Origin of the sequence: Kribbella sp. NPDC026596 (assembly GCF_040638415.1) — a bacterium.
Lineage (GTDB): Bacteria > Actinomycetota > Actinomycetes > Propionibacteriales > Kribbellaceae > Kribbella.
Map to the genome: position 1 here is coordinate 72,962 of NZ_JBEZYF010000003.1, position 19,860 is coordinate 92,821.

Genomic DNA, 19,860 nt, shown 5'->3' on the forward strand with positions numbered 1-19,860 from the left:
CTATTACCGTCCGCCGACGACCGCGTCGGAAGTCTGTTTCTTGGCCCTGCCTTTGGCCGGTGGCTTCGGGATCAGGGAGGCCAGTTCGCTGCCGGAATCGTTCAGCCGGACCAGGAACGGGCGGGTCGCGGTGTAAGTGATGATCGTCGTGGACGCGGTGTCCACCACGATCCGCTGGAACGTGTCCAGGTGCTGACCAAGCGCGTCCGCCACGATCGACTTGATCACGTCGCCGTGCGAGACCGCCACCCAGATCGCGCCCTGTCCATGGCTCGCGGCCAGCGCCGTGTCATGCGCCCGTACGGCGTCGACCGCGCGCTGCTGCATCCCGCGCATCGACTCCCCGTTCGGGAACGTCACCGCGGACGGGTGCTGCTGGACCACGGCCCACAGCGGGTCCTTCGCCAGGGTCGCGATCTTCTGCCCGGTCCAGTCGCCGTACCCGCACTCGGTCAGCCGCCGATCCGTTGCCGGACGCAACCCTTCGTGGTGCTTCGCGATCAAAGCCGCGGTCTGCTTGCAGCGATCCAGCGGTGAGGTGACGAGCGCGGCCAGCGGCAGTTCGGCCAGCCGCTGGGCGACTGCCTCGGCCTGCTTGATCCCGGTTTCGTCCAGCTTCACTCCCGGCGTCCGGCCGGCCAATGTGCCGGACGTATTCGAGTCGCTGCGGCCGTGCCGGACCAGAATCACCGTGGGCATGACCTGCACGTTATCCCGTCTGCGCAAACGGCTGAGGACCGGCGCTGCCATGATGGGTAGCGTGATCGTGGACTGCGGCGTGTACGCCGAGGGCGAGCGGCAGGACCTGCCGCGGGATCCCGAGACCGTTGCCCAGGCCATCGACGACGACGGCGAGTGCTTCGGCTGGGTCGGCCTGCACGAGCCGACGGACGCCGAGATGCGCCGGGTCCAGCGGCTGTTCGGCCTGCACGAGCTCGCGGTCGAGGACGCACTGAAGGCCCACCAGCGACCCAAGATCGAGCGGTTCGGCGACGCGATCGTCGTCGTACTGCGGACGCTCTGGTACGTCGACGAGGGCGACGCGGTCGAGACCGGTCAGCTGAGCGTCTTCATCGGCCCGCGGTACGTCGTGACCGTCCGGCACGGCGAAGGCGGCGAGCTGGCCACGGCCCGGCAGCAACTGGAAGAGCGTGCGTCCCTGCTCGGCCACGGTCCGGCCGCCGTCCTGTGGGCGATCTGCGACTCGGTCGTGGACGACTACGAGACGGTCGCGGAGTCGGTCGAGATCGACGTCGACGAGATCGAGAGCTCGGTCTTCTCCCCCGAACGCACCAGCGACGCCGAGCGGATCTACAAGCTCAAGCGCGAGGTGCTGGAGATGCGCCGCGCGGTCCAGCCGCTGCGTGAGCCGATGGAGCAGTTCGCCCACGGCGTTCCCGGGATCAACCCGAAAGCCGCGCCGTACTTCCGCGACGTCGCCGACCACGTCAACCGTGTCTCGGACCAGACCGAGGGACTCGACACGCTGCTCAGCTCGGCCCTGAACGCGCACCTGGCCCGCGTCTCGGTGCAGCAGAACGACGATATGCGCCGAATCTCGGCCTGGGTTGCCATCGCCGCAGTGCCGACCATGGTGGCCGGCATCTACGGGATGAACTTCGACAACATGCCCGAACTGCGCTGGCACTACGGCTACTACGCCATCCTCCTGGTGATGGCCGCCGTCTGCGTCACCATGTACGGCTTCTTCCGCAAGGTCGGCTGGCTCTAGGTCGCGGTGATCGTGCTGGTGGCGAGCAGGATCACCAGGACGATGCCGAGGAGGACCCGGTAGAAGGCGAAGACCTCGATCGAGTGCTTGGCCACGAACCGCAGCAGCCAGGCGACCGAGGCGTACGCGACCACGAAGCTGACGACGGTCCCGACGATCAGTGGCACCGCGCCGACATCGCCACTCAAGGCGTCCTTCAGCTCGTAGACGCCCGCACCGACGAGGGCCGGGATGCCGAGCAGGAACGAGATCCGGGTCGCCGCCACGCGTTCCAGCCCACGGAACAGGCCCGCCGTGATCGTCGCACCGGACCGCGAAATACCGGGGACCAGTGCGAGGCATTGCACGACACCCATGACGATCGCGTCCACCAGCGTGATCCGCGTCAGCGGCCGCTGCTTGGTGCCGATGCGCTCGGCCGCGACCATTACGAACGACCAGCCGATCAGTGCGGCGGCCACCCACCACAGGCTCCGCAGCGGACCCGAGATGATGTCGCGGGCAAGGAACCCGACGATGACGATCGGTGTCGAGCCGACGATCACGTACCAGCCCATCCGGTGGTCGAACTCACCACGGTGCTCGGGCTTGACCAGACCGCGGACCCAGGCGACGGCGATCCGCTGGATGTCCTTCCAGAAGTACAGGACGACCGCGGCGATGGCGCCGATCTGGATCACCGCGGTGAAGCCGGTGATCGACGGGTCGTCGATCTTCAGTCCGAGCATCTTGGACACGATGGTCAGGTGCCCGGTGCTGGAGACCGGGAGGAATTCGGTCAGACCCTCGACGATGCCGAGGATGATGGAGTCCCAGATCGTCATCAGTGGCCGACTCCGGCCAGGTCGAGCGCCTCGGCGACCGTCCGCAGGTCGGCAATCCGCTCGTCCACGGTGGACTTGAACGGGGTGATTGCGACGGTCGTCGCCCCGGCCTCGGCGTACGCGGTGAGCTTCTCGGCCATCCGCTCCTTGCCGCCGAGCAGCGAGATCGAGTCGATGAACCCGTGCGGTACGGCCGCCATCGCCTCGCGGTGCTTCTTGTCCAGGTAGAGGTCCTGGATCTCCTTGGCCTCGTCGGCGTAGCCCATCCGGACCGCGAGCGCGTTGTAGAAGTTCTTCTCCCGACTGCCCATGCCGCCGATGTACAGGGCGGCGTACCCACGGATCGGGTCGGCCGCGACCTGCAGGTCGTCGCCGGTCATCACCGGTACGGACGCGACGACATCGAAGCCGTCGAGTCCTTCCTGGCGGGTCTCGCGACCCGTCTTGATGTGCTTCAACTGCTCTCCCAGATAGGCGGGGTCGTTGAGGATACCGAGCCAGCCGTCGGCGATCTCGCCGGCCAGTTCGAGGTTCTTCGGGCCGACCGCGGCCAGGTAGATCGGTACGTGGTCGCGGATCGGCCGGACGGTCAGCTTCAGCGCCTTGCCCGGGCCGTCGGGCAGCGGCAGCGTGAAGTACTTGCCCTCGTAGGCGACGGTCTCGCGGCGAAGGGCGGAGTTCACGATGGCAACGTACTCACGCGTCCTGAGCAACGGCTGAGAGAACCGGACGCCGTGCCAGCCCTCCGACACCTGCGGCCCGGACACGCCGAGGCCGAGCCGGAACCGGCCGTTGGACAGCCGGTCCAGGGTGGCCGCGGTCATCGCGGTCATCGCCGGCGTCCGGGCCGGGATCTGGAACACGGCCGCACCGACGTCGATCCTGGTGGTCTGGGCGGCGATCCAGCTGAGCAGCGTGGCGGCGTCCGAGCCGTACGCCTCCGCCGCCCAGGTGACCGAGTAGCCGAGCCGCTCGGCCTCCTTCACCAGCCTCAGGTGGTCGAGGTGGTCGTCGCCGCCGAAGACGAAGCCGATGTTGAGTCCGAGTCGCATGACTGGCGAGCCTAGCGAGCCGTTGTCGGTGGGCCGCAATAGGCTCGGGTCATGCAGCAGCGCTATCTCGGTCACAGTGGACTGGCGGTGAGCAGGCTCGCCCTGGGCACCATGTCCTGGGGCCGTGACACCGACGAGCACGAGGCGCGCGAGCAGCTCGCCGCGTTCGTCGCCGCCGGCGGCACGCTGATCGACACGGCGGCGGCGTACGGCGACGGCGACAGCGAGCGACTGATCGGGTCGCTGCTCGGTGACGTCGTGGAGCGGGACGACCTGGTGATCGCGACCAAGGCCGGGTTCAGCGTCCGGCGGGGTGAGCGGATCACCGATACGTCCCGCGGTGCCTTGCTGCGTGATCTCGAGGGCTCCCTGCGACGGCTCGACGTCGACCACATCGACCTGTGGCAGCTGCACACCTGGTCGGACGACGTACCGCTGGAGGAGACGCTGTCCGCGCTCGACCACGCGGTGAGCTCCGGCAAGGTCCGGTACGTCGGAATCTCGAACTACGCCGGCTGGAAGTCGGCCCGGGCCGTCACCTGGCAGCAGGCGTGGCCGGGTCGCGCGGTGCCGGTGTCCAACCAGGTGGAGTACTCGCTGCTCGCCCGCGACGCCGAGGCGGACGCGATCCGGGCGGCCGGCGGGCTCGGGATCGGGATCCTGGCCTGGTCGCCCCTTGGCCGCGGTGTGTTGACTGGGAAGTACCGCACGGGGATCCCCGCGGACTCCCGGGCGGCGTCTCAGCATCTGTCCAGATTCGTCGACCCCTATCTCGACGGCCGCGGTTCGGGCATCGTGGAAGCGGTCGCACGAGCCGCCGACGGGCTCGGCTGGACTCCGCTCGAGGTGGCGCTCACCTGGGTGCGGGACCGGCCGGGAGTGTCGGCGGCGATTGTCGGAGCGCGGACGGCGATGCAGCTCAAGTCGGTCCTGGGTGTGGAGGAGCTCACTCTCCCGCCCGCGATCGTCGCAGCGCTGGAGGATGTGTCGTAGCAGTCGGAGGTGCGGATGGCCGAATACGAGTTACAGCAGTTCGAGGTGTCCAGGACGGAATCGCGTGGCGCGGTCCGTCGTTTGCTGACCGAGCACGCCGAGTACGGCGGCTGGGAGCTGGCCCGGCTGAGACGCTACCCCGACGGCACCCGGCGGGTCTGGCTCCGCCGCCGCATCATCCGGGTGATGCGGACCCTCTGAGCAACGCGCTCACCAACTCCCGGCGACTGCCGACGCCGACCTTGTCGTAGGCCGCCCGCACGTGTTCCTGCACGGTGTGCGGCGACAGGCACAACCGTTCGACGATCTGCCGGGTGGAGAATCCCCGCAGCAACAACTCGGTCACCCGCTGCTGTGCCGGCGTCAGCCCGTGCAGGTCGAGCAGGAACGACCCGAGCTGGCCGGGACCAACGGGTTCAATCACCACCACGATCTGCTCGTCGAGCATCGAGGCGTGCAGCGCGAGCCATCGACCACCACGGGTCCGCACTTTCACCTGCGGCGGTCCCGGCAGGTACTGCACGCGCATCATCTGCGCAGCGACCGCACGCACCGCGACCGGTGTCTCCGTCCCCCGTCCGGGCTGCAGCTCAGCCATCCAATGTCCGGCCTCGGCGTTTGCCGACACCTGATTCAGGCCGGCGTCGAGCACCACCACCCCAGGACCGACCTCGCCGTTGTCCGCGCCCCGCGTGAGCAACCCACGCCGTAGTCCCTCGGCCAGGTGCGGCCCAAGTCGCCGTACCAACTGAAGCTCGTGCTCCGAGAACCCAGTGGCGGCGTCCTCCCGGTGCAGGCAGATGACACCCCAGCAGCGCCCGTTCGACATCAGCGCGGCGCGGAGCTCGTCGCCGAGTCCGAGCGGTCGCATCACCTCGACGTACCGGGCACTGCTCGCCCAGTCGTCCTTCGTCGCCCGCCCGAGCGAGCTGACCGGGTCGCGGGCGGCGGCGAGCTCGGCGAACTTGTTCACATCCGGCCGGCCGAACTCGTTCGCCAGGAACTGCTCGGTCACCTCGCCGAGTGGCTCGTCCGCGCTCGCCGAGGTGAACAGCACCGTGGCGGGGTCGACGGTCGCGAAGAAGGCCGCGTCGATCGTCATCAGCCGCTTGAGCCGGGTCACGGTTTCGGACCGCAGTTCGTCGGCGTCCAGCCCCGCGTAACAGCGCTGGATCAGTACCTCCAGGCGATCCGCCGCCCCCATGATCGCGATGCTACGCCGGTACGACGCCGAGCTGTTTCAGAAAGGCGAGCTCGTCGAGCCGCCCCCAGCGTTCGACGATCTGGCCGTCGCGCAGCCGGAAGATGTTGATCCCCGGGAGGCTGACCTCCTTCCTGGTCGGCGCCACTCCCAGCACCTCGCCCTCCTGCGTGCCGGCGGCGGTGAACCGCTCGACCACGAGGTCGCCCTCGGCGATGAGCGCGTGCAACTCGCTGTGCCAGTCCGGGAACGCCACCCGCATCATCCCGCCGGCCATCCGCATCCCCTCACGATCCGGCGTGACCCCGAACGGCGGATCGTGATTGATGAAGTCCTCCGCGAGGTACGTGTCGACCGCGCTCGGGTCCCCCTTGGTGAACAGTCCGTCGATGAAGTCCCTGACGACGGCCTTGTTGCTCTCTGTCGTGTTCATGGCACCGATGCTCCGACGGCCCGGCTCCCCGGCGTACCCCTACTAGTTGGGGTTTCGCTCTAGTTGGGGTTTCGCTGAAATATCTCTGCGACAGAGGTATTCTGATCAGCATGAGCACCGACGTCCTCGCGGAGGAGCTGCTGGCCGCCATCGGCCTGGTGCGTCGTCACCTCCGCCGATCCGCGGGCCGGCCCGCGCCGCTGTCGACGCTGACCGGCTCGCAGGCCGAGCTGGTCCGGACAGTCCGCCGCAACCCAGGCATCTCGGTGACCGAGGCCGCCGCCGAGCTGGGCCTGGTCGCGAACACGGTGTCGACGCTGGTCGGCCAGCTGATCGAGCGCGGGCTCCTGGTGCGCGCCCCGGACGAGTCCGACCGGCGTGTCGCCCGGCTGACGTTGACCGAGCCGGCCCGTGAACAGGTCGAGGCTTGGCGCGACCGCCGTACGGCGCTCGTCACCGAGGCGCTCGACGGCCTCGAGCGGGACGAACGTGAGGCACTGCGAGCCGCTTTGCCGGTTCTCGGCGTGCTCGCGGAGCGGTTGCACCCGCAGCAAGACGAACGTGCCCTGGTCCAGCAAGGAAAGGAGCGAGGATGAGTGCGGACGCAGCGCCCGAGTCAGTCCCGGCCGTCCGGATCGACGGCTTGACCCATCGGTTCGGCGACCATCTTGCCGTCGACAATCTGGACCTATCCGTCTCGCCAGGCGAGTGTTTCGGCCTGCTCGGTCCGAACGGCGCCGGCAAGACCACCACGCTGCGCGTCCTCAACACCCTCTACCCACCGCAGTCCGGCACGGTCCGGGTGTTCGGGCTGAATGTCCACACCGACGCGATGGCGGTACGACGGATGCTCGGTTACGTCCCGCAGCAGCTGTCGATCGAGGGGGCGCTGACCGCCCGGGAGAACGTGTCATGGTTCGCGCGGCTGTTCGACGTACCGCGTCGGGAGCGGGCTGCTCGGGTCGCCGAGGTGCTCGAGATCGTCGACCTGACCGACGCCGCCGATCGGCTCGCGTCGACGTACTCCGGTGGCATGGTGCGCCGCCTGGAGCTGGCCCAGGCGCTGGTCAACCGGCCGGCTCTGCTGGTGCTGGACGAGCCAACGGTCGGCCTCGACCCGGTCGCTCGCGACTCGGTCTGGGCGCGTGTTCAGGACATGCAGGAGCGGTACGGGATGACCGTGCTGCTGACCACGCACTACATGGAGGAGGCCGATCTGCTGTGCGATCGGGTCGCCCTGATGCACGAGGGCCGGTTGCGCGCGGTCGGTTCGCCGGACGATCTCAAGGCCGAGCTCGGACCCGAGGCCAGCCTCGAAGACGTGTTCCGCCACCACACCGGCGAGAGTCTCGCCGCTGCCGAGAAGGGAGGCCTGCGCGATGTCCGTGGCACCCGTCGCACCGCCCAGCGCATGGGCTGAGTCCAGGCCCCGGGCCGCCGTCCGGCTGCTCTCGCGGATCGGAACGTTCTGCCTGGTCGAGTTGCAGAAGCTGCGGCACGACCGGACAGAGCTGATCACCCGCGCGATCCAGCCGATCCTGTGGCTGGTCATCTTCGGCCAGACGTTCAGCCGGATCCGGGCGATCCCCACCGGCGACGTTCCGTACCTGGACTATCTCGCGCCGGGCATCATCGCGCAGTCCGCGCTGTTCGTGGCGATCTTCTACGGCATCCAGATCATCTGGGAACGCGACGCGGGGATCCTCACCAAGCTCCTCGTCACGCCAAGCCCGCGCTCGGCGCTGGTAGCCGGCAAGGCGTTCGCGGCCGGCGTACGGACGATCTCGCAGGCGATCGTGGTCATCATCGTCGCCGCACTGCTCGGCGTCAGCATGACGTGGAACCCGCTCAAACTGCTGGCCGTGCTCGTGGTCGTCGTCCTCGGTGCGGCGTTCTTCTCGTGCCTGTCGATGACGATCGCCGGCCTGGTCCTGCGACGCGACCGCCTGATGGGCATCGGCCAGGCGATCACCATGCCACTCTTCTTCGCGTCCAACGCGTTGTACCCCGTCAGCCTGATGCCCGAGTGGCTCCGAGTCATCAGCCACGTCAATCCCCTCACCTACGAGGTCAGCGCCCTCCGCGGCCTCCTCATCGGCCAACCCACGAACTACTGGCTCGACTTCGGAGTCCTCACCGTCGCCGCCATAGCCGGCATCTGCGCAGCCGCATCCCTGATGGGCCGCCTCGCCCGTTAGAGGTCGTGGCGGATCCAGATGTTGGGTTCTACATAGACGGCGTGGTCGTGGCGTACGTCGCAGTGGACCGGGACCAGGGCCTTGGGGACGATGACATCGCCGGTGGTGTCGAAGGGGAGGCCGGTCCATTCGCGCCACTCGGCCAGGGTGCCTGCGATGACCATCGAGCGTGGTGCGATCTGGATGATCTTGCCGCCTGCCTTGAGGTGGACTCGTAGCCAGGGATCGGTTGGGAGGCCGTCGTCTCTGAGTTGATTGATGTACTCCGTCATCGGCTGGTTCGCGTCGGTCTTGCCGTTCGGGCGGACCGGCGCGTACAGGGTCTCGTGGCCCTTGGCCTTCACCGCGGCACGCATGGCGGCGAGCATCTCGTGAGACAGACCACGGCCGAGGTGGCTCGGGCGGATCAGGATCTCCAGGGCACTCGACACATTCGGCTGACGGCCGTTGCGCAGGTCCCAGAAGCCCCAGTGCAGGACGCGGTCCCAGCCGCCGGTCGGGAGCTCCGTACGGTTCTCGTCCGGAAAGACGAACGGAATGCTCCGGCCGTGCGCGACCAACTCACCGTCCTCGGTCGCGACCACGCACTGGTCGGGAAACTGGACCGGCACCTGACCCATGAACGCGTTGCCGATCGGATCGTTGTGCATGAACTCCGGCCATGCGTCGGCGAACTCGTACATCCGCTCCAAGTACTCAGGCCGCTCGGCCAACGTGGTGATCACGATCTCGGACATGCCTCGCAGTCTGGCACTGAACCAGGACCAGTACGGCGACAAGCGTGGTAATCACCCCCGCTCCGACCAGGGTGAGCTCGGCGCCGGCCGCCGCGATGATCGGTCCACCGGCCAGCATCCCCGCGGAACTCCCCGCGCTCACCACGACACTCTGACCCGACAACAGCGCCCGCCGCTCAGCCCCGACCGACGACCGGGTGATCACGACAGAGATCGCGGCGATCCCCAGTACGACGGTCAGTCCCGACACCGCACCCATCACGGCGACGACCGCCGGCGTGGTCGACAGACCCATCCCGATCCAGCACAGCCCCATGCAGGCCCACGCAACGGACGCGAGCGGCACCGGCTTGGTACGCCGTACCACCGCCAGCGAGATCGCGGTGCCGATGACCGAACCCACGCCGTACCCGGTCATGCCGGCAGCCAGGTAGATGCCGGGCCGGCCGCGCTCCTCCCCGATGATCGACAACCCCAGCGTGAACGCGAACCACGTCACGCAGCCGGTGCCGCGGACGATCCAGCCGTAGAGCACGTCGCGACGTCCTGCGAGACTCGCCCGGATCGAGGGTGGCGCCGGACCGTCGGGCGCTCGCTCGGCCCGCACGCTGCACGCCAGAAGACCGGCGGCGAACACAGCGGCCGCCTCGATCCAGAGCAGGCCGTTGGTGAGGCCGGTGGAAACCGCCAGCGCGCCGATGGCCGGTCCGATCATCATGCCGATTCTGCGCAGACCGTCCTGCCAGGTGAGCAGTACGACGGCCTTGCCCTCGCCCCACCGGTCTCCCGTATCAGCCAACAGCGCCGACCGGCCCGGGGTGGACAACGCATCACCGCAGCCCAGTAGCAGCCCGCCGGCCACCAGTACCTCCGGTGTGAGCAGCCCGAGTGCGGCAGCCGCGGGCACCAATGCCAAAGCCATCGCTGACACCATCGCGACGATCGCCAACCGCGGTCCCGAGTCCACCCACTGGCGGGCCTTCCGCGCCCACCACGGCGACAGCAGCACCGGTACGCCGGCCGCACCACCGACCAGTCCGGTCGCGGCGACCGACCCCGTCTCTCGCAAGATCACCAGTGGCAGCGCAACCTGCGTGATCCGGAGCGCGAAGTCCGCCACTCCCCCGCCGGCCAGCAGCGCCAGCGCTTCGAACCTCGCTCTCATGCCTTTGATTCTTCGAGTTTTCAGGTCGTCCAGGTAGCCGGCAAACGTTTGGCGGTGGCCATAGGCTGAACCTATGCCCTCATTACCGTCGGTCGATGATCTGCGGCTGGTCCAGGCCGTCACCCGGACGGGCGCCGTCGGCACCGCCGCCCGCGAGCTGCGCATCTCCCAACCGTCCGCCTCTCAGCGGCTGGCCCGGCTGGAACGCGCCTGCGGCGCCAAACTGTTCGAACGCGACACCCGCGGCGCCCGCCCGACCCCGGCCGGCGCCGAGCTCAGCCGCCGGGCCGACCACATCCTCGGCCACCTCGAGGAGGTGTACGGCGCCACCCGCGCGGCCGCCACCGGACGGCAACTCGTCGTCGGCACCTTCTCCAGCCTGGCACCGATCCTGTTCCCGATCCTGGACGCCGACCTGCCCGACCTGGACATCCAGCAACAGGTCGACCATGGTCAGTTCCTGGTCGAACGCGTCGCGGAAGGCACCATGGACGCCGCCTTCATCGCGATCGCCGAGCAGATGAGCCTGCCTCGCGGCACCATCGCCCGCCGCGTCGGCCACGACGAACTCGTTCTCTTCGTGCCACCCGGCGCTCGCCCACCAGGTCGCGGCCGGCAGCCGTTGAAGGACCGGCCGATCGCATACTCGACGTACGACCGCGGTAGCGAGGACATCCACGCCCGGCTGGTCGCGCTCGGCGCTATCCCGCGCCGAGGCGTCACCCTCAGCACCACGGTCGCCATGGCCCGCCGCCGCGCCCACCTGGCCCTGATCCCCCGCAGCGCGCTCGCCACCGAGCTCCGCCCCGGCGAGCACCTCATCGCCGCCCCCTTCCGCTACCGCCTCACCCTCTCCGTCGTCACGACCCCGACGCCGCCCAAACCCCTCCTCCGCCACCTCCCCCAACTCCGCACCACGTTGAACTTGTCGTGAACACCGGTGAGCCGCGACCCGAGGTACGGCACACTCGGCCCCATGAACCTGGGGCGGTTGGCGGGCGGGCGACGGCTGTTGACGGCGTTCTGGGGTACGACGGTCGTGCAAGTGGCAGCCGTTGCCTTCGACGTCAACATCCTCAAGCAAGCCAGCAAGGTGTCACTGATGCCATTGCTGTGGTCGTGGTCGCGGACGCAAGACGCACCACCACTCCTCCAGGCCGCGCTGCTGGCATCAGCCGCCGGTGACCTGCTCCTCGAGACCGACCTCCAACTGGCCGGCATCGCCGCCTTCGCCGCGGCCCACGCCTGCTACCTCGCCGTCTACCTCGCCAACCCCGCAGAACGCTCGTGGCGTGTCCTGGCCGCGTACAGCGCTCTCTGGGCGGCCCTGATCGCGGTCCTCGCACCGGGCTTGGGCAGTCAGCGGGTCCCCGTCGCCGCCTACGCCTTGTTGCTGACGGCAACAAGCGATCGCCTCCCGCTGGCACAACCCGCGGAGCGGGCTCGGCGGCACCCTTTTCCTGATCTCCGACGCCCTGATCGCGCTGCGCATGGCCGGCCGCGACTTCCCGGGCCGCGGTGCGCTCACGATGGCGACGTACGCCGTCGGCCAGTACCTGCTCACGTCCGGGGTGACCGCATCGCGAGCCGATCCTGACCGGTAGTGGTCACCGGCGTTGACCTCTGATCCGGGATCACGTGGGCTGGTCGCATGCCGACCGTGAACGAGGTACGCAACCAGTTCCGGACTCCGCCGCCCGAGGGGCGGCCGATGATGCGGTGGTGGTGGTTCGGGCCGTCGGTGGACCGGCATGAGCTCGACCGCCAACTGCAGGCGATGGCCGCCGCCGGGCTCGGTGGCGTCGAGGTCGCCTTCGTCTATCCCCTGAGTCCGGTCGACACGCCGTTCGGCTCGGACAAGTTCCTCGGCGACGTCCGGCACGCCGCTCGCTCGGCCCGCGACCTGGGGCTGCGCTTCGATCTGACGCTCGGCAGCGGCTGGTCGTTCGGCGGCGGTCACATCGGACCGGACCTGGCCGCGCGCAGGCTCTGCTGGGAACGGCGAGAGATCGCTCTCCAGGCGTACGACGTCCCCGTGGTGGAGGCCTGGCCGGGAGACGAGCTGGTCGCCGCGTTCGTGGGCGAAGGGTCCTCCGGCGTGCCCTCGACGTACGTCGAGGTTCCGGTGACCGACGGCAGGATCCGGGTCCCGCAAGGGAACGGGCCGCGCGAGGTGCTGCTCGCGTACTCGCGGTTGACGGGCCAGAACGTCAAGCGGGCCGCGGCCGGCGCCGAGGGACCGGCGCTCGACCACTACTCGGCGGCCGCGGCGGTAGAACACATCAGGTGCGTCGCAGAGCCGCTGCTGATGGCGGCCACTCCGGAGCTGGTCGGCTCGGTGTTCTGCGACAGCCTCGAGGTCTACCGGGCCGACTGGACGCCTGGCATCCTCGAGGAGTTCGGCCGCCGGCGGGGCTACGAACTCCGGCCGCGTCTGTACGAGTTGCTCGTCGACACGCCCGGCTCGAGGCAGCTGCGCATCGACTTCCACCGGACGTTGTCGGAGCTGTACGAGGAGAACTTCGTCGCCGTCTTCCAGCGCTGGGCGTCCGGCCACGGCGTACCGTTCCGGATCCAGAGCTACGGCGAGCCGCCGGCGACGATGAGCAGCTACCGCTTCGCCGACCTCTTCGAGGGCGAGGGCTGGGGGTGGACGAGCATCCCGGAGACGCGGTGGGCGTCCTCGGCCGCGAGCATCCATGGCCGCTCGGTCGTGTCGGCGGAGGCCTGGACCTGGGTCCACTCGCCGTCGTTCCGTGCGACCCCACTCGATCTCAAAGGTGAAGCGCACGAGCACTTCCTGTCCGGGGTGAATCAGCTGATCGGGCACGGCTGGCCGTACTCGCCGTCCGGCGGACCCGGGCTCGGCTGGATCTTCTACGCCGCCGGCGCGCTGGACGACCGCAACCCTTGGTGGCCGATGGCAACGGATCTCTTCGGCTACCTGCACCGCCTGTCCTGGTTGCTGCAGCAGGGAACCCCGGTCCGCCCGGTCAAGGTCTACGTGCCGGCCTCCGACGCGTACGCCGCCATGCGTGGCGACGTCGGCGGGTCACTCAACCTCTACCGCGTCGTACGACGGCTGATCGGTGACGAGATCCCGCGGATCATCCGGTCGGCGGGACTCGACTTCGACCTGATCGACGACGACGCTCTGGCTGCGCTCGATCCGGCCGAGGTGCCGCTGGTCGTCGTGGCCGATGCGGCCACGATGCCGGAGGCAACTACACGCTGGCTGGATGCGGTCCGCGCGGCCGGTGGCTCGGTGGTCAGCGATCCGTCGGCGGTACTCCCGGCCGCACCCGTGACAGCGCCGGCCGACGTCGGGGTGGTGCACCGGCGACTGGCCGACGGGGACGTGTACTTCGTCGCGAACACCGGCAACGAGACGCGGACAGTCCGCTGCGACGGGCCGGTGGAGCAGTGGGATCCGTCAACCGGCGCGGTCGCGGTCGTCGACGGCTCGGAGGTGACCTTGCATGCCTACGAGGCGACCGTCCTCGTCCCGGGCAGCTCGTCGGTAGAACGCACTGCGGTGGAGGAGGTGACGGTCGGCTCGGCTGGAGGGGCGTGGGTGGTCGACTTCGACGGCGAGACCACGCCCGTGACCCTTCCGCACCGATGGGAGGACGATCCCGCGCGAGCGACGTACTCGGGATCCGCGGTCTACGAGACCGAGATCGACATTCCGCAGCTCGACGCGACCACGCGCGTGCTGCTCGACTTCGGCGTGGGTGACGCCGTACCGGCCGGAATCGAGAGCTACCTGCCGGACAACTCCTACCGGGCGTTGCTCGTGCCGCCGATCGGAGTCGCCGCGGAGGTCTGGCTCAACGGCGTCCCGTGCGGTGCGCTCTGGGCGCCGCCGTACCGCCTCGATCTGACGCACGCGGCGAAGCCCGGGCCCAACGCGCTGCGCATCGTCGTCCACAACACCTTGGCCAACGCTCTGGCAGCCGATGAACACCTCGAGCCGCTGGTCGAATCGGTGACCGCCCAATACGGCCACCGATTCGACATGCAGAACATCGAGAACGCCGCCGACTTCCTGAACTCAGGCCTGTTCAACCCGCCGGTGGTGGTCCTCCAGCGTCAGGCCTGAACCGATCCACGGCCTCACAGCCAGCCGCGGCGCGCTGCAGTGAGGCTGGCCTGGAAGCGGGTCGAGGCGCCGAGCTCATGCATCAGCCGGTGGATACGCCGTTGCGTCGTCCGCTCACTCCAGCCCTGTGAGCGGGCGATCGCCGCATCCGTGAGGCCGGAGGCAAGCAGAGTCAACAGGCACCGAGTGTCAGCATCCGGTTCGCCGGACCCGGCGCCCAGCGTCGCGCCGTGGGCGGGGTGTGGCCGTAGGTCTGACAGGACGACCGCCCGTTCCCATTCGGCTTCGAACAGGGACTCCAGTGCAACGAGCATCGGCGACGGCTGGATGAGGTAGGCCGCCGACTGGCCGCCGGCCGCGAGGCTGAAGGGGATGATGGCCACCCGGTTGTCGCTGATCACCAGCTTCAGCGGCAACTCGGGGCGTACCCGCGCCTTCTCCCCCGCTCTGATACTGGGTCCGATGTCGGAGTTCATCCGCCCCGGCCAGGCCACCGCCTCCTGGCTGTAGATCACCCGGTGGACCACGCCGCTGCGCTGTCGCTGGATCTGCAGATCGAGGTTGGACCCCGGCCGGTCGACGTACGGCGGCCGGTCGAACGCACGGACCTCGCGGCGAGCGTCAGCCGTCAGCCTTCCCACCGCCGAGCTGATGTCATCGCGGTCGGTGAGCAGTTCGACCGCCATCTCGGGATGCGTGATCCGGGCCGCCTCGCGATACGTCTCCATCAACTGGTGGACCACGGAGCGCGCTTCGTCCAGGCGATGCTGCTGCTCGTCGATCAGCGCGGTCACCGCGACGTCGGGGACCGTGGCCGAGAAGCGCGGCGGCCGTCCGGCGGTCCGGGCTGCGAGGCCGTCCTTGACCAGGGCGGACAGCAGCCGCCCGACACCCGCCGCGGTCAGTCCGCACGTCTCGGCCAGCTCCGAAGCCGTGCACCGCGGCTGCCCGACCAAGGCGGTATATACGTGCTCTGTTTCGCCCGTGAGTCCCAGCACGTCGAGTTTCATGAATCCTCCGCCAAGCCGGTGGCGACTCTCCGCCACCCGGCGTACTTCGGCCACCAGCATGCCTTGTGCCGTTGCTGTCTGCGTTGACATCCTCCATCAGTGACAGGCGGATCATTCGCCCCGTCCACGCCCGCCCCGTCCACGCCCGCCCCGTCGACCCCCACTGGCAGCCGCTCCCCCCGGCTGCCTGCTGTGTCCTGCCCGAAAGGCCTGCCCATGCATCACCTTCGTCTGCGGTACCGACGGCTCGGCGCCGCAGTTCTCGCCCTGGCGAGCGTGACCGCCGCCGTCACCTCCGGCACCGCATCCGCCTCCCAGTCAGCCGCCGTCGCGGCCACCGAGGCCGCGCCCGGCGGTGCCGGTCCACTGCCCATCGGCGCAACCCCACTGGACGGCTCGACCAGAGGCGCCGCCAAGCCACCTGCCCAGCGGCAAGGAGTGGTGCCGGGCCAGGTGCTGGTCACACTGAACCAGGACACCTCGGTGACCGGACCCGCACTCCCCGGAAAGGCCCAGAGCAGGCTGGCCGCCCGGGGCCCGCAGACCAGCGACAAGGCGCTCGACGCAAAGCTGCGCTCGGTCGGTGCCACCTCCCTACACCCGCTGTTCCCGACGCTCTCCACGACTGCCGCGAGCTCGCTGACCGAGTCGGCACGCGGCCAACTGGGCACCGATGTACCTGACCTGTCACGGACCTACGTCGTCAACGTGACGGAGAAGGACTCGGCGGCCGTTGCCAGCGCCCTCCAGGGCACCTCCGGAGTCGCGTACGCCGAACCGGACCGCTACGTGAACACCATGAACGCCGGCCCCCAGCCCCTGCCCGCCGCCGCGAAGTCCCTCGCCACGGCACCGCCGGCCGCGAAGGCCCCCGCGGGGAACAACCCGGCTGGCGTGCCGTCGAACTACGCCGTGTCGAACTCCGCCCAGGCCTTCCTCAACGCCGGTGGGGTGAACGCGATCGGCGCCTTCACCACCCTTCAGGACGGCTACGGCCAGCAACCCGGCACCGGCGAGATCATCACCAACGTGTCCATCGGTGACCTCACCGACCAGTCGATGGCCGACGCCGGGGACGACTACGTCAAGGGCTACGGCCCGACCACGGTCCTGAAGGACGGCCGCCGCTACCTCGATCTGCCGTCGATGCCGCTGATCCCGACGTACGTCGCCGGCGCCGACGGTTCGCTCGACCCGGCCGGCTCGACCAAGAACCAGGATCCCGCGCTCGGCGAGGTGCTCCTCGACTTCAGTGTGATGGCCCCGCTGCCCCACGATCGTCAGCGCGACGGCGCCACCGGGAGCGGCTACACCGACCTGCTCGGGATCGCGCCCGGCGCCGAGTACCGGCTGGTGGTGCCGCAGGAGCCGACGATCAAGCAGATCGCCGGCGCGCTGCTGGCCGCCGCCCACCAGACACCGCGCCCCAGCGTCATCACCGCGAGCCTCGGCTTCGGCACCGATTCGGTCGGGTTCCCGGGCCGCTACCTGGAGGACGACCCGTACGTCCGGTCCGTGGTCGCCTCGATCGTCAAGCAGGACGGCATCGTCGTCGCGATCTCCTCGAACGACGGCACCCGGCTCTACACCCCGGCCGCGGTCGGCCCCGACGGTGGCAGCACCCCGACCGACAAGGCCGCGAACACCGCCTCCGCCACCACGATCGACGATGTCTCGCTGACCACCACGCCGTCCCAGGTACCCGACAGCGGCGCCATTGCCGCTGGCGGCACCACATTGGACGACACGCTCGCGGTGCCGGCGAACGCCGGCGGATCGCAGATCGGCACCTACGCAGAGACCCGGATCAGCGGCTTCGGCAGCTTCTCCTCCGGCTTCGGCAGCCGGGTGGACCTGTCCGCTCCCAGTGACAACATCATCGCCTTCCAGCACTCCCAGGGCGACAGCGCACAAGCCGTCACTCCGGTGTTCAACGGTGGTACGTCGGCATCCGCGCCCGAGATCGCCGCGGCCGCTGCGGTTGTGCTCCAGGCAGGTCGGCTGGCCGGCCATCGACTGAGCCCTCAACAGGTCCGGGATCTGCTGAAGGAGACCGGCCGCGCGGTCCAGACTCCGCCGCAGATCGACCGAACGCTGCACGTCGGGCCACAGATCGACGTGACCGCCGCGACCGAGACGGCGCTGGGCGGCAAACTGAAGAGCGCCCACCCGTCGATCGCGCGGCTGTCTGTCGCCCACCGAGTCACTGTGGGCAGCCTCGGCGGCACCTTCCTGGAGACCACCGACCAGGACCGGATCGACCTCGGTGACATGGCCTCCGGCGGCAACGGCGAAGGCCTGGTCGGCCCCGTGACCTTCGCCGCCGACGTCACGGGACTGCCCGGAAACACCACGCCCCGGTACACCCTCACCCTCGGCACCGAGCATCCGGTCACGTTCTCCTCCGACACCCCGTCGATCCGGGTGACGCCCCGTCAGCTCTTGTCGTCGGCAGGGCTCGCGCTGGTCTCCACCACCGACCGCAGCGTCGACTACACCTTCCAACTGCTGATCGACGGCAAGGCACAGGCCACCGTGCACCGCACCCTGATCATCGGCCCGAGCGATGGCCGGTACGTCGAGTCCACCGCGCCGCTCGCCCCGGCGACTGCCCAGGCAGGGCGCCCGGTCACCGTGTCGTACGACCTCACCGGTGTCACCACCGCAACCGCCCCCGAGTTGGTCGTATCCACCGTCGGCCACTGGAATCCGGTCCTCGGCCCGATCTTCTCAGCGGCCTGGCACCAGCCCCTCACCGCGTCCACCGGCACCGTCACCATCCCAGCTGACGCGTTCCAGGGCGGAGGCGGGATCTATGGCATCGGCATCGCCCAGTCCGGTTTCGGCGGCAACCCCGCCTTCACCAGCTACGGCGAGTTCGCTCCGATCCGGATCGCCGGTGGATCCGAGGCCACCCGACCGGACGCACCGACCATCGTCGGGGCCGCCGCCCTCCAGGACGGTCTGAAGAAGGGCGCTGACCGACACACCGCCGAGGTCACCCGCACCACGCCGGGCTTCGAGCTGCGCTACGACGTACGCGGCATCCCCGGTGCGAAGTCGGCGCTCGTCGAGTTCTCCGCGCCGGCCCCGACGCTCTTCGGCTCGCTGAACACGTTCACCAACGGCAACGGATCCGCACCGGACGACGATGGCGTGAACAGCCCGTCGACCGCGACCAGGACACTGTCCGGCACCTCGGGCACCGTCCGGCTCGACGCGCTGTCGCTCGGCCTGGCCACGTCCGCGAACTACAGTGTCCGGATCCTTGCCCTCGACAACCGGCAGCACGTCGTCGGCCAGGCCTCACCAGTCTCCAACCTGGTCGTCGACGACGGCACCGCACCCGACGGCGACACGCTGCTGAGCTTCGTCGCCGCCGGCAACGACTCGATCGCCGCCCTGCGCACCACCACCGGCGGCAGCGAGGTTCGGCACTACTCCACCGCAACCGGCACGTACGGCGCGGCGCTGACCTCCGACTCCGGCACCGGCTCCGACTACCACGTGATCGGCGTCGCCCCGGATTCGCACCGGGCGCTGCTCGCCCACGCGGCCCAGGCAACGGGCGACGTCCAGCTGGAGACCTGGGACACGGCGACCGGCACGCTGGTCGGCAGTTCGGTCCTCCGGGCCACGGAGTACCGGGTCGTCGCCGGACGGGTCGACGCGAAGCGCAACCGGGCCGCGGTCCTGGTTCGCGCCATCACCGGCAACATCGACTCGGTGATCCCGATCGATCTCGCCGACGGCGCCGCCGGAAGCCCGATCGTTGCTGATGGCAACGGTGAGGTCACGGCCGGGACCTACAGCCTGCTGGCCGTCGACCAGTCCACCGGCAGTGTGTTCCTGAGCAAGATCGGCAGCGCGATCCTCTGCCTCGGCGGTGTCGCGCCGGCCAAGGTGGACCTCGACGCCAGGACGGTGACCACCGCGGAGTCGGTGTCGGCTTGCGGCCACGGCATCGCCTCGGACGGCGCGGGCACGCTCTACAACCTGGCGGCCGGCTCGGTCAGCACCAAGATCGCGCCCACTGCCACGCTCACGCCGTACGACGAGGCCACGCAGACCACCGGTGCCGGGTTCGCCCTGCGCAAGGGCGCGCCGACATCGCTCGCTCTGGACAGCGTCCACCACCTCGCCCTGGTGTCGTTCGCGGCTCCCGAGGGGACCGTGTACTTCGGTTCCCAGCAGGGCGTCATCTCCGACAACAACGCGACCAGCCAGGTGGCGGTGGTCGATCTCACCACCGGACAGGTCATCCGCACCCTGAACGGGATCATCGTCACGAACCGGGGCGGCCTGCTCCTGCACGGCGTACAGGACACGTCGCTCCAACTCGATCCGGCGACCCGGACGGCCTGGACGTACAGCCCGGACGGCACGCAGATCCAGCAGTTCTCCTACTAGTAA

At 69.4% G+C, this 19,860-nt stretch carries 18 protein-coding genes and 1 pseudogene; 11 read left to right on the forward strand and 8 right to left on the reverse strand.

The genetic code is table 11. The annotated features are described in order from the left end of the window. Positions 1-3: 3 nt before the first annotated feature. Positions 4-699 carry a histidine phosphatase family protein gene (locus AB0E63_RS03155; RefSeq protein ID WP_360360505.1) on the reverse strand — a complete coding sequence of 232 codons (696 nt, stop codon included), beginning with the start codon at positions 697-699 and terminating at the stop codon, positions 4-6. Between the two features lie 52 nt (positions 700-751). Here AB0E63_RS03155 and corA point away from each other — a divergent pair, with 52 nt between their 5' ends. Further along, positions 752-1,732 carry a magnesium/cobalt transporter CorA gene (gene corA / locus AB0E63_RS03160; RefSeq protein WP_360360984.1) on the forward strand — a complete coding sequence of 327 codons (981 nt, stop codon included), beginning with the start codon at positions 752-754 and terminating at the stop codon, positions 1,730-1,732. On the opposite strand, the gene AB0E63_RS03165 is transcribed toward corA, so the two are convergent. Further along, positions 1,729-2,556, reverse strand: a complete 828-nt coding sequence (locus AB0E63_RS03165; protein WP_360360508.1) for an undecaprenyl-diphosphate phosphatase — start codon at positions 2,554-2,556, stop codon at positions 1,729-1,731. The two genes, corA and AB0E63_RS03165, sit on opposite strands and share 4 nt — an antisense overlap. Then, the gene (locus AB0E63_RS03170) at positions 2,556-3,608 is read right to left on the reverse strand and encodes an LLM class F420-dependent oxidoreductase (RefSeq protein WP_360360511.1); all 1,053 of its coding nucleotides are present in this window, start codon (positions 3,606-3,608) and stop codon (positions 2,556-2,558) included. Before AB0E63_RS03170 ends, AB0E63_RS03165 begins: the two co-directional genes overlap by 1 nt. Positions 3,609-3,659: 51 nt before the next feature. On the opposite strand from AB0E63_RS03170, the gene AB0E63_RS03175 reads away from it, so the two are divergent. Both AB0E63_RS03175 and AB0E63_RS03180 read left to right on the forward strand, forming a co-directional pair. Beyond that, on the forward strand, positions 3,660-4,601 hold the full coding sequence (locus tag AB0E63_RS03175; protein WP_360360513.1) for an aldo/keto reductase: 942 nt from the start codon (positions 3,660-3,662) through the stop codon (positions 4,599-4,601). Between the two features lie 15 nt (positions 4,602-4,616). Next, positions 4,617-4,802 (forward strand): DUF5703 family protein, encoded by a 186-nt coding sequence (locus tag AB0E63_RS03180; protein WP_130448421.1) that lies wholly within the window; start codon positions 4,617-4,619, stop codon positions 4,800-4,802. Here AB0E63_RS03180 and AB0E63_RS03185 read toward each other — a convergent pair. Continuing rightward, complete coding sequence (locus AB0E63_RS03185; RefSeq protein WP_360360517.1) at positions 4,777-5,805, reverse strand: GAF domain-containing protein; 1,029 nt, start codon at positions 5,803-5,805, stop codon at positions 4,777-4,779. The two genes, AB0E63_RS03180 and AB0E63_RS03185, sit on opposite strands and share 26 nt — an antisense overlap. Before the next feature lie 10 nt (positions 5,806-5,815). After that, a complete protein-coding gene (locus AB0E63_RS03190; protein ID WP_360360519.1) occupies positions 5,816-6,235 on the reverse strand; it encodes an ester cyclase in 420 nt (139 codons plus the stop codon). Positions 6,236-6,345: 110 nt separating this feature from the next. Here AB0E63_RS03190 and AB0E63_RS03195 point away from each other — a divergent pair, with 110 nt between their 5' ends. Genes AB0E63_RS03195 through AB0E63_RS03205 form a run of 3 tightly spaced genes read left to right on the forward strand, consistent with a single transcriptional unit; the run spans position 6,346 to position 8,433 of the window. Then, positions 6,346-6,831, forward strand: coding sequence for a MarR family transcriptional regulator (locus AB0E63_RS03195; protein WP_360360522.1), 486 nt, complete (start codon positions 6,346-6,348; stop codon positions 6,829-6,831). Continuing rightward, positions 6,828-7,655, forward strand: a complete 828-nt coding sequence (locus tag AB0E63_RS03200) for an ATP-binding cassette domain-containing protein (protein WP_360360525.1) — start codon at positions 6,828-6,830, stop codon at positions 7,653-7,655. Before AB0E63_RS03195 ends, AB0E63_RS03200 begins: the two co-directional genes overlap by 4 nt. Further along, positions 7,615-8,433 carry an ABC transporter permease gene (locus AB0E63_RS03205; protein ID WP_360360528.1) on the forward strand — a complete coding sequence of 273 codons (819 nt, stop codon included), beginning with the start codon at positions 7,615-7,617 and terminating at the stop codon, positions 8,431-8,433. Before AB0E63_RS03200 ends, AB0E63_RS03205 begins: the two co-directional genes overlap by 41 nt. Here AB0E63_RS03205 and AB0E63_RS03210 read toward each other — a convergent pair. Together AB0E63_RS03210 and AB0E63_RS03215 are read right to left on the reverse strand one after the other, a co-directional pair. Beyond that, entirely contained in the window at positions 8,430-9,170 is a 741-nt protein-coding gene (locus tag AB0E63_RS03210; protein ID WP_360360531.1) for an N-acetyltransferase, read from the reverse strand. The two genes, AB0E63_RS03205 and AB0E63_RS03210, sit on opposite strands and share 4 nt — an antisense overlap. Continuing rightward, positions 9,130-10,335, reverse strand: coding sequence for an MFS transporter (locus AB0E63_RS03215; RefSeq protein WP_360360534.1), 1,206 nt, complete (start codon positions 10,333-10,335; stop codon positions 9,130-9,132). The genes AB0E63_RS03210 and AB0E63_RS03215 overlap by 41 nt, the downstream gene beginning before the upstream one ends. Positions 10,336-10,408: 73 nt before the next feature. Between AB0E63_RS03215 and AB0E63_RS03220 the strand changes: the two genes are divergently transcribed. The 4 genes and pseudogenes from AB0E63_RS03220 to AB0E63_RS03235 all read left to right on the forward strand — a co-directional run bounded on the left by AB0E63_RS03220 (position 10,409) and on the right by AB0E63_RS03235 (position 14,437). Next, positions 10,409-11,269, forward strand: a complete 861-nt coding sequence (locus AB0E63_RS03220; RefSeq protein WP_360360537.1) for a LysR family transcriptional regulator — start codon at positions 10,409-10,411, stop codon at positions 11,267-11,269. A gap of 42 nt (positions 11,270-11,311) precedes the next feature. After that, positions 11,312-11,728: pseudogene (locus tag AB0E63_RS03225) on the forward strand (lysoplasmalogenase family protein); the annotation flags it as partial. A gap of 70 nt (positions 11,729-11,798) precedes the next feature. Further along, positions 11,799-11,939, forward strand: coding sequence for a lysoplasmalogenase family protein (locus AB0E63_RS03230; protein WP_360360986.1), 141 nt, complete (start codon positions 11,799-11,801; stop codon positions 11,937-11,939). A gap of 47 nt (positions 11,940-11,986) precedes the next feature. Then, entirely contained in the window at positions 11,987-14,437 is a 2,451-nt protein-coding gene (locus AB0E63_RS03235; protein WP_360360540.1) for a glycosyl hydrolase, read from the forward strand. Positions 14,438-14,451: 14 nt separating this feature from the next. Here AB0E63_RS03235 and AB0E63_RS03240 read toward each other — a convergent pair whose 3' ends face one another. Then, on the reverse strand, positions 14,452-15,447 hold the full coding sequence (locus AB0E63_RS03240; RefSeq protein ID WP_360360543.1) for a helix-turn-helix domain-containing protein: 996 nt from the start codon (positions 15,445-15,447) through the stop codon (positions 14,452-14,454). A 216-nt stretch (positions 15,448-15,663) separates the two neighbouring features. Here AB0E63_RS03240 and AB0E63_RS03245 point away from each other — a divergent pair, with 216 nt between their 5' ends. Further along, positions 15,664-19,857 carry a hypothetical protein gene (locus AB0E63_RS03245; protein ID WP_360360546.1) on the forward strand — a complete coding sequence of 1,398 codons (4,194 nt, stop codon included), beginning with the start codon at positions 15,664-15,666 and terminating at the stop codon, positions 19,855-19,857. Positions 19,858-19,860: the final 3 nt, after the last annotated feature.